Here is a 9,212-nt window from a genome sequence, read left to right as displayed (position 1 = left end):
TGCTTAATAACGTGGCGGGAATCGTGGGCGCTGCCCTCGTGATCGCCGTCAAGAACGAACTGGCCAAGAAACCCGCGCGCGGGCCGGGGCAAACCCGGCCCGCCAAAACCGCCGAAGGGGGGCAGACCCCGTGTCTGCCGCCCTTCGGCGTTTGGACCGGCGCCGGTCACGATGTAGCTCACACGAGTTAGGTAGACTGCAGCAAAGCAGTAAACTGCCCATAAAAGGATCAGCCCATGAACCGCAAGGCCACCGCACTGGACGTCGCCAAGCTGGCGGGTGTCTCGCGCAGCGCTGTGTCGCTCGTGCTCAACGGGCGGGGCGACGGCAACGTGGCCCTCGAGAGCCAGCAGCGCATCCGGGAAGCCGCCGCCACCCTCAACTACTCGCCGAACAAGATTGCGCTGAGCCTGCGCAACCAGCAGTCGCGGGTCATCGGGATCGTGTCGGACCAGGTGGTCACCAGCCCGTTCGACGGCAACATCATCGCCGGTGCGGACGCCGTGGCCCGGTCGCACGGCTTTGTCACCGTGGTGATGGACACGGAGCTGGACGAGTCGCGCGACGAGAGCGCCGTGGAAACCCTGCTGGACCGCCAGGTGGACGGGCTGATGTACGTGACCGTGGGCCTGCGTCCCCTGCACGTGCCGCCGAACATGGCCCGGGTCCCGTCGATCCTGGCTAACTGTTTCGACGACCGCCCCGACGCCGGCCTGCCGGCAGTGATCCCGGACGAGGTCCGCGGCGGACGTGAAGCCGCCGGGCACGTGATGTCCCTCGGCCACCGGGACATCGCCTTCCTCGCCGGCGATTCCCTGACTCCCGCGGCGCCCCGGCGGATCGAGGGCTACCGCGAGGCCTTCAAGGCCGCGGGTCTGCCGGTGAACGAGGACCGGGTCCTCCAGGTGGGCTGGGACATCGACGCCGGTTTCCACGGCGCCATGAAGATGCTCGACGGCGTGGACCCGGCCATCCGCCCCACGGCGATCCTGTGCGCCAACGACCGACTGGCCATCGGCGTCGTGCTGGCCTGCTACCGGCTGGGGCTGAGCGTCCCGCAGGATGTCTCCGTCATGGGCTACGACGATGAATTCCGCGTCGCCAAGGCCATGGTCCCTGCCCTCACCACCATGGCCCTGCCGCTCCGGGAGATGGGCGCCGCCGCCATGACGTCACTGCTCGCCGAGGTGGGGTCCACACCCAACGGAAAGCACGACGACGGCGGCGCGGCTTCCAGCGCGGCTGCTGCCGACGCTGGACCCGTGGCCGCCGTCGAGACGATGGTTCCCTGCCGCCTGGTGGTCCGGGATTCCACCGGCCCCGTCCCCGCCGGGCGATAAATCCCGGCCGGCGGGCGCGTCAGGCGTCAGCCCTGGGCTGCGGGCTGTTCCAATGCCCAGACGTCCGCCGTTGCTCCTTCCGGAAGGCGCAGCTGCCATTCCTCGCCCGCAGCGGGGTACGCCCGCAGCGTCGTGGCCACAGAACCGGCCCGGTAGACCTCAACCAGCGAAGCATCCACGAAGACCCGCAGTTCCTCCCCCGGTTCGATGGTTCCGCTGAACACTGTCTGGCTGGTGCCGTCCCCCACGAGCAGGAGTTCGACGGCGGTGTCCCCGCCGCCGGCGCCACCAGTCACCACGGCTTCAGCAAACGCCGGCAGCACAGCGGTTCCTTCGGCCTGGCTGGCTGTCAGGGCGCCACGGTAGGCGTCGATTTCGGGGGCGGGGCTGACGGCAAGGGCGTTGTCCAGCACCGAGAGTTCACGCGGGAAAGTCAGGACCCCGGCCCAGCCGGCGGCGTCGATTTCGTCCTGGCCGCGGCCGCGGCGTCCGTCGCGGCCGGGGCCCTCATTGGCCCAGCCCCACAGCAGGGCCCGGTCTTCCAGCGCCACGACCTGGGGTGCATAGAAGTCACGGCCCAGGTCGGACTTCCCGCCACTGCGGGGGGTGAAGACCGGCAATCCTGTTTCAGGATCCTCGGTCAGCGAGCCGATCAGGTGGCCCACCCCGTTGGCGTGTTCGTGCGCGTCACCTGAGAGCCAGAGCGAGAACATCATCAGCCAGGTTCCGGCGTCGCGGGAGTCCGCGGCAGATTCGGTGGCATCCGGCACCCGCACCAGCTGCGGGCATTCCCAGATCTCTGCCGGCGTGAAATCGGCGGCCACCGCGTTCTCCGAGGTCAGCCAGATGCCCTGGTATTTCCAGTCCGACATGTCCTCCACCGTGTACAGGAGCAGTGCGGCGTGACCGTTGGCGAGACCGGCGCCCTGCATGGCGTACCGCTTGCCGTTGAACCGGAAGATGAACGGGTCGCGCACCGCCGTGACCTGCCCGTCGGCCGGCATCGAGGCCGCCACGTGGCCCGTCTGCTCCCAGTGGACCAGGTCCTCCGAGCCGCGGGCGATCACCACCTGTGAGTGGCCCCCATCGCCGCGGACGCCCGAGTACGCCGCGGTGGGAACACCGCCGTCGTCCGTCACCACACCCGTCCAGCATCCATACTCATCCGGGCCGCCGGACTGCGGTCGCAGCGCCACCGGGTGTTCCTCCCAGCGCACCAGGTCCGCGGAGCTCACGTGGCCCCAGGCGATTTCATGGTGCCGGGCGGAGTCCGGGTTGTACTGGAAGAAGACGTGGTACCGGCCGTTGAGGTGGCTGATGCCGTTGGGGTCGTTGATCCAGCCCTGCGCGGGACGTGGGTGGAACCGCGGGAAGGCGGCGTCGGGGTGGGCGGCAGCGACGTCGTCGAAGTGGACTGTGCTGGAGTGGACTGTTCTGATGTGGACGGCGGCGAGGTCCGGGGAGGGCATGGCGAAGCCTTTCGGTGAAGAGGTCATTTTCCGGTGCCGGCGGTGAGGCCGTCCTGAAGTGCGCGCTGGCCGAACATGAAGACCACCAGCGCCGGAATCATGGACAGGACCACGCCTGCAAGCACCACGGAGATGCTGCCGGTTCCCAGGTTGCCCTGGAGTGAGACGAGTCCCAGCGGGAGCGTGAAGTTTTGCTCGGAAATGGTCAGGATGAGCGGGCGGAAAAACTCGTTCCAGTGGAAGTTGAACGCGAGGATTCCCACAATCGCCAGGCCGGGCATCGCCAGCGGTGCATACACGGATCGGAAGGTCCGCCACGGCGAGGCGCCGTCGATCGAGGCAGCCTCGGCCAGTTCAGCGGGAAGCCCCATGAAGTACTGGCGCATCAGGAAGGTGCCGAACGCCGTCGGGATGGCCGGGAGGATCAGCGCCAGCAGCGTGTCGGAGAGGCCCATGCCGCGGATCAGCATGAAGACGGGCACAATCGTGACCTGCACCGGCACCATCATGGTGGCCAGCACGATCGAGAAGAGTGCGCCGCGGCCGCGGAACTTCAGATGCGCGAACGCATAGCCGGCCAGTGCCGCGGTGACCATCTGGCCCACCGCGATCAGCCCGGTCACCAGGGCGCTGTTGAGGACGAGCAGGAAAATATTCAGCTGCTGGAAGACCTCGCCATAGGACGTGAAGTCCGGGTTCCACGGAATGAACGACGGCGGCAGCTTGAAGGATTCCGACGGCGACCGCAGCGAGGTGGACAGGGTCCACATCACCGGGCCCAGCGTCAGGGCGGCCGCAAGCAGCAGCAGGGCGATGCGGAGGACGAAGTTCCAGCTGAACCTGCGCCGCCTGGGTGACGTTACAGGGAGGCCTTCGGAGAGCCGGGGGGAATGCCCAGCCAGGCCGTGGTCTGTTGTGGTTGTCATGGCTGGCCTCACTGGTAGAAGACGAATCGTTTGCTGAGCCGGAATTGCGCGGCCGTGATGGCCATGATGATCAGGGTGAGCAGCACGCCGATGGCGGACGCCTGACCGAATTCGAGGCGCTGGAAGGCCGACTCAAAGATGACCATGACGGCCGTGCGGGTGGAGTCGCCGGGCCCGCCGCGGGTCAGCACGTATGGCTGGTCGAACACCTGCAGGGCGCTGATGATGGCCATCACCGAGGCCACCAGCGTGGTGGGGCTCAGCAGGGGCAGCGTGACGTGCAGGTGCTTGCGCCAGCCTGTGGCGCCGTCGATCGATGCCGCTTCGTAGGTCTCCACGGGAATCGACGCCAGGCCGCCGATGAACAGCAGGAAGGAGAACCCGAAATTCTGCCACACGTAGACAAGAATCACGACGGCGGCCGACCCGCCCGGCGTGGTCAGCCACGGCACCGCGGGGATGCCCACGAGGGACAGGAACCAGTTGACCACGCCGAACTGTTCGTTGAAGAGGTACCGCATGAAGATCGACACCGAGGCAGCGGAGAGGATCAGCGGGAAGAAGAAGGCCGAGCGGAAGAACACGCGCAGCCAGGCGGGCATCTTCTCCTGCACCATGGTGGCCAGCGCCAGGGCCAGTCCCAGCTGCAGTGACACCGCCACCACCACGAACAGGATGGTGTTCAGGAACGAAACCCGCACCGTCGGATCCTGGACAACTTCGGAGAAGTTGTCGAAGCCCACGAAACTCGGCGCCGAGATGATGTCCCAGCGGAAGAAGGCAAGAACCACGGAGGCCACGATCGGGATCAGGGTGAACAGCCCCATGCCGAGGACGGTGGGGGCCAGGAAGATCCAGGCCAGCCAGCGCTGGCTGTGCCGGGCGTTGGATGCGGGTGCCTTGGCCCGAGCGGCCGGACCGGCGGCCTGCCTCGGCCGCTCCCGCGGCGGGGTGGTGGTGCTCATGACTGCCTCCTCAGGGCCAGTTCAAGGTCGCGCTGCATGGAGGCGAGTGCCTGCTTGAGCTGGCGTTCGTCGCCGCTGACAGCCAGTGAGACGTTCTTCATCAGTGCCGTTTCGACCGCGGCCTGCTGCGGCGGCGCCGGGATGGGGCCGGTGGTGGGGAACCGGTCCAGGGTGTCGTAGAAGACCTTCCAGTGGGCTGGTCCCTTGCCGGCGTAGAGCCGCTCGTTGACCATGGAGCGCCGTGCCGGTGTGGTGATCGGGTTGGGGAAGATCAGTTCCATCGCCTCGCGGCTGGAGCTGAACTTGATCCATTCCCAGGCGGCGTCCTTGTCCTTGGCGGTCTTCATGATCGCGTAGCCGGCGGTGCCGAACTGGTGGCGCTGGGTCTTCCAGCGCGGGAAGAACTGGACGTCGAAGGCGCTTTCGCCCATGCCGGCCTCATGCAGTCCCTCCACCCAGTACCCGCCCGCCGGTGTGGTTCCGATCCGGTTGGAGGCGAACAGACCAACGAGGGAGCTGCCGCCGCCCTCCTCCGGACGGACACCCAGCCCGTCCTTGACCAGGCCGCGGAGGTAGTCAAAGGACTCGAACACACGGTCGTCATTGGCGTTCGGCTCCAGCCACTGGTATCCGCCGGAACGGAGGCTGCGGGATGCGTCCTTGGCGTAGAAGCCGTCCCAGAGCCACTCCCCGCCGGTTGACCTGGTTTCCTTCAGGAAACTGGTGTCGTTCGCGTAGAGCCACGGCACCACGCCGCCGAAGAGCCGGTTGGTCCAGTAGTACGGGGTGAAGTCCGAAGTGCGGGCCTTGCGCATGGCGGCAAGGCTGTTGCGGAAGTCAATGTGGGTCCAGTCATCCGCGGGGCGGTCCAGCCCGGCCTGCGCGAATGCGGTGGTGTTGTAGTACATGTTGGCCGCGTTCCAGTCCATGGGGAGCTGGTACAGGCTGCCCTTGTACATGAACGCCTCCACTAGGCTGGGGTGGACGTCATCGAAGAACTCGGCCATGTCCGCGGCGTCGCGGCGCACGTATTCGTCGAGCGGGTGGGCGAGTTTTTCGGCGAACAGCTGGGCGCCTTCGGTGGCCACGTAGACCACATCCGGCGGCGTGCCCGCGGCCACCATGGTGAGGATCTTGGTGAAGAAGTCTTTCCAGTCGACGGCCTGGATGGCCTGGACTTTGACCTTGATCTCCGGGTGGAGGCGGGTGAAAGCGTCGATGGCGCGCTGGCGGGCGGCGGCGTCCGCGGCGGTGCCCATGATGGCGATGCTGAGGCTGTTGTCGCCGCGGCCCGGAATGTCGGTCCCGGAGAGACGCGGCCACGATGCAACCGTTGCTCCGATAATTCCCGCGCCGAGGGCACCCAAGGCGGTACGGCGGGTGATTTCCCGCAGGTGCCCGTTTGTGGCTCCGGTCATGTCATTTTCCTTCCTAACACGTGTTAGGAACTGTAGATGACCGACCTAACACGTGTCAAGCGTCACAATGCGTAGTGAGTAATTCGTACGGATGATTGCCAGCCCACATGACAGAAGCACCGGACAGAATTCTGTCCGGTGCTTCTGGTGTGCCTATATTTCGCATGAAAGCCGGCAGGACCTCTGCCTCTTTCGGCGTCTTCGCTGGAGCCGGTGGCGGCTGCGGCTTCCCCTCCGATGCCGCCACCGGAGACTTCATAGCGTGCTTTTCGCGGTGTTCTTTGCGTCCGTGTTCTTTGCGTCCGTGTTCTTTGAGTCCACGTTCTTTGCGTCCGGGCCTTTTGCCTGTGAGGCCTTGTCCTCGGCATTCCTGCCTTCGGCGCCCCTACCGTCGCCCCGGCGGGTTGCCGCGTCCCTGGCCTCGACATCGGACTCGTGCCGGAGCAGCGCAATAGCGGATTCGAAGTCCTCGAGTGATTCAAAGGCCTGGTAGACACTGGCGAACCGGAGGTACGCCACCTTGTCCAGCTTCTGCAGCGGCCCGAGAATGATCAGGCCAACCTCGTGGGCGTCGATTTCCGCCGCGCCGGAGGCCCGGATGTTCTCTTCGACTTCCTGCGCCAGCATGGCGAGGTCGTCCTCGCTCACGGGCCGGCCCTGGCATGCCTTGCGGACACCGTTGATGACCTTGCTGCGGCTGAAGGGCTCGCCCACGCCGGAGCGCTTGATCACGGACAGGCTGGTGGTTTCCACGGTGGTGAAGCGGCGGCCGCACTCGGGGCACTGCCGGCGGCGACGGATGGCGGAACCGTCGTCGGCCATCCGGCTGTCCACCACTCGCGAATCGGGGTTGCGGCAAAACGGACAGTACACGTATTTCCCTGCCCTTCCATACCCCTCGCCAAAGCTTCTTCCGCCACCAGTCTACGGCCACATATAGCCGAATAACAAGCCTGTAATTACTACATGTAGTGGCGGATGACTACATGTAGTGGTCATCGGCCTGCCTGGAACCGGACGGTGACCGCATCACCGTGTGCCGGGAGGTCTTCCGCGCCGGAGAGGCTGACGATGTGGCCGCTGACCTGCCCAAGCGCCGCCTCCGAGTAGTTGATCACCTGGATGGCGCGCAGGAACGTGGTCACGTTCAGCCCGGATGAGAAAGCCGCCGTGCCGCTCGTGGGAAGTACGTGGTTGGAGCCGGCGCAGTAGTCGCCGAGGCTGACCGGGCTGTAGTCGCCGACGAAAATGGCGCCCGCGTTCCGGATCCGCGCCGCCACAGCAGGGGCGTCCGCCGTCATGATCTCCAGGTGCTCCGCGGCGTAGGCGTCGCACGCCGCGATCCCCTGGTCGAGGTCGTCAACGAGCACCACGCCGGACTGCGGGCCGGAGAGCGCCTCGCGGACGCGCTGGCTGTGCTTGGTGGACGCGGCCTGCAACTCCAGTTCCTCCCGGACCTCCGCGGCGAGCTGGAGGGAATCCGTGATCAGGACGGAGGCGGCCTTCGGATCGTGCTCCGCCTGGCTGATCAGGTCGGCGGCTACGAAGGCAGGGCGGGCCGTGGAGTCCGCGAGGATGGCAATTTCCGTGGTGCCGGCCTCGGAGTCGATCCCCACCACGCCCTTGACGAGGCGCTTGGCCGTGGCCACGAAGATATTTCCGGGCCCGGTCACGACGTCGACGGGTTCCAGTGCGGGACTCCCTGATTCGCCGGGTACGCCGTAGGCGAAGGCGGCGATGGCCTGGGCTCCGCCGATGGCGTACACCTCGTCGATCCCCAGCAGCGCCGCAGCGGCCAGGATCGTGGGGTGCGGGAGGCCGCCAAAGTCCTTCTGCGGCGGCGAGGCGAGTGCAATCGACTCCACCCCTGCGGCCAGCGCCGGAACAACGTTCATGATCACCGAGGACGGGTAGACCGCCAGGCCGCCGGGCACGTACAGGCCCACGCGTGCCACGGGCACCCACTTCTGGCTCACCACTGCCCCGTCGCCCAGGGAGATGTCGACGTCGGCCGGGCGCTGCCCGTCCGCGAACCGGCGTGCACGGCTGATGGACTCTTCAAGCGCCGAGCGGACAGCGGGGTCCAGGCCGTCCAGCGCTGACTGCAGCGCCTCGGCCGGAACGCGCGGATGGGACTGCTCCACGCCGTCGAACGTGCGGGCGAAGTCCGCCAGGGCGGCGAAGCCGCGCGTGCGGACTGCCGCGATGATGTCGGTGACCTTCTGCTCGGCGTCTGCGACTGTCTGATGCCGCGCCCGCGGCACCGCCTCGCGGAGTTCGGCCAGACTGAGGCTGCGGCCGCGCAGGTCAACGGTGCGGAAGTCGACGGCGGGGGTGTTCGGGCGTGCGGAGCTGTCCGGAGAAGTGGTCACCAGTACATTTTACGCACCGCGGTCCCGCGGCCCCGACGTCTGTTACCGCCCCCGGTTACGGCCGCTGCTGCCACGTGCGGACGTCGCCGCCGTGGCCGTCGGGCTCCCGGTCCGCCTCCTGGTCCACGGAGGCACGCAGGAGTCCGATGATGCGCAGAACGAAGAAACCTGCGGCGACAGCCGCGGGCCACAGGACGAGGACGGTCAGGGAACGCAGCGTGAAGGCGACGCTCGCGTTCGCCGACGTGTCCTGCGGAGCACCCAGCCAGCGGCCGGCCAGCACGCCGATCTGCCATGCGAGGACGGCCGCCACTGCGCTTGCGGCGACGGACAGCAGCAGCATCCGACGCGTCCCGCCGTCCCGCCGGCCTGCCAACAGCACGGCCACCAGGCAGCCCGCAAACACAAACAGTCCCGCCAGCACCAGATCCCGGGGCAGCCAGCCCTCGCTGTTGGTTCCGGACGACAGGGCGGAGTTTCCCGAAACGAGGTTTTGCCCGCCCGGGGCCAGGAGCCACCAGAGTAGCCCGGCCGGGATGCCGGCGCCGATGATTCCCGCCGCCCAGGCCCAGCCCTTGCCGGGCCGGCGCAGGGCGCCCCGGGCCTCGTCGGAGGGGCGTATTGGAGGGACGGGCGCAGGCTGGGTCATGAAGAAACGTTAACAAATGTGGCCGTCAAATGTTGGCCGGCATTCCGCGCCACGTGCCTGCTGCCAAAGGAAT

8 protein-coding genes and 1 pseudogene are annotated in these 9,212 nt (G+C 67.2%); 1 reads left to right on the top strand and 8 read right to left on the bottom strand.

The genetic code is table 11. The features are described from left to right. On the bottom strand, window positions 1-182 hold a 182-nt coding region (locus ACFQ50_RS14045; protein WP_377996152.1), incomplete at its 3' end, for a hypothetical protein. Window positions 183-236: 54 nt separating this feature from the next. On the opposite strand from ACFQ50_RS14045, the gene ACFQ50_RS14040 reads away from it, so the two are divergent. After that, window positions 237-1,340 (top strand): LacI family DNA-binding transcriptional regulator, encoded by a 1,104-nt coding sequence (locus ACFQ50_RS14040; RefSeq protein ID WP_377996151.1) that lies wholly within the window; start codon window positions 237-239, stop codon window positions 1,338-1,340. Window positions 1,341-1,366: 26 nt separating this feature from the next. Here ACFQ50_RS14040 and ACFQ50_RS14035 read toward each other — a convergent pair whose 3' ends face one another. The 7 genes and pseudogenes from ACFQ50_RS14035 to ACFQ50_RS14005 form a co-directional block, all read right to left on the bottom strand. Then, window positions 1,367-2,836: a glycoside hydrolase family 32 protein gene (locus tag ACFQ50_RS14035; RefSeq protein ID WP_377996150.1), complete on the bottom strand. Its 1,470-nt coding sequence runs from the start codon at window positions 2,834-2,836 to the stop codon at window positions 1,367-1,369. After that, window positions 2,833-3,735, bottom strand: a complete 903-nt coding sequence (locus ACFQ50_RS14030) for a carbohydrate ABC transporter permease (protein WP_377996149.1) — start codon at window positions 3,733-3,735, stop codon at window positions 2,833-2,835. The genes ACFQ50_RS14035 and ACFQ50_RS14030 overlap by 4 nt, the downstream gene beginning before the upstream one ends. An 8-nt stretch (window positions 3,736-3,743) precedes the next feature. Next, complete coding sequence (locus tag ACFQ50_RS14025) at window positions 3,744-4,700, bottom strand: carbohydrate ABC transporter permease (protein ID WP_377996148.1); 957 nt, start codon at window positions 4,698-4,700, stop codon at window positions 3,744-3,746. After that, window positions 4,697-6,118 (bottom strand): extracellular solute-binding protein, encoded by a 1,422-nt coding sequence (locus tag ACFQ50_RS14020; protein WP_377996147.1) that lies wholly within the window; start codon window positions 6,116-6,118, stop codon window positions 4,697-4,699. The genes ACFQ50_RS14025 and ACFQ50_RS14020 overlap by 4 nt, the downstream gene beginning before the upstream one ends. Before the next feature lie 396 nt (window positions 6,119-6,514). Continuing rightward, window positions 6,515-6,991, bottom strand: a pseudogene (gene nrdR, locus ACFQ50_RS14015) (transcriptional regulator NrdR); the annotation flags it as partial. 122 nt (window positions 6,992-7,113) lie between these two features. Then, window positions 7,114-8,490 (bottom strand): histidinol dehydrogenase, encoded by a 1,377-nt coding sequence (gene hisD / locus ACFQ50_RS14010; protein WP_377996146.1) that lies wholly within the window; start codon window positions 8,488-8,490, stop codon window positions 7,114-7,116. A 55-nt stretch (window positions 8,491-8,545) separates the two neighbouring features. Continuing rightward, window positions 8,546-9,139: a hypothetical protein gene (locus ACFQ50_RS14005; protein WP_377996145.1), complete on the bottom strand. Its 594-nt coding sequence runs from the start codon at window positions 9,137-9,139 to the stop codon at window positions 8,546-8,548. Window positions 9,140-9,212 lie beyond the last annotated feature (73 nt).

Source organism: Arthrobacter sp. NPDC056493 (genome assembly GCF_042795115.1).
GTDB lineage: Bacteria > Actinomycetota > Actinomycetes > Actinomycetales > Micrococcaceae > Arthrobacter.
The sequence above is the reverse complement of the archived record's forward strand: the minus strand, read 5'-3'. Positions and strand labels throughout refer to the sequence as shown.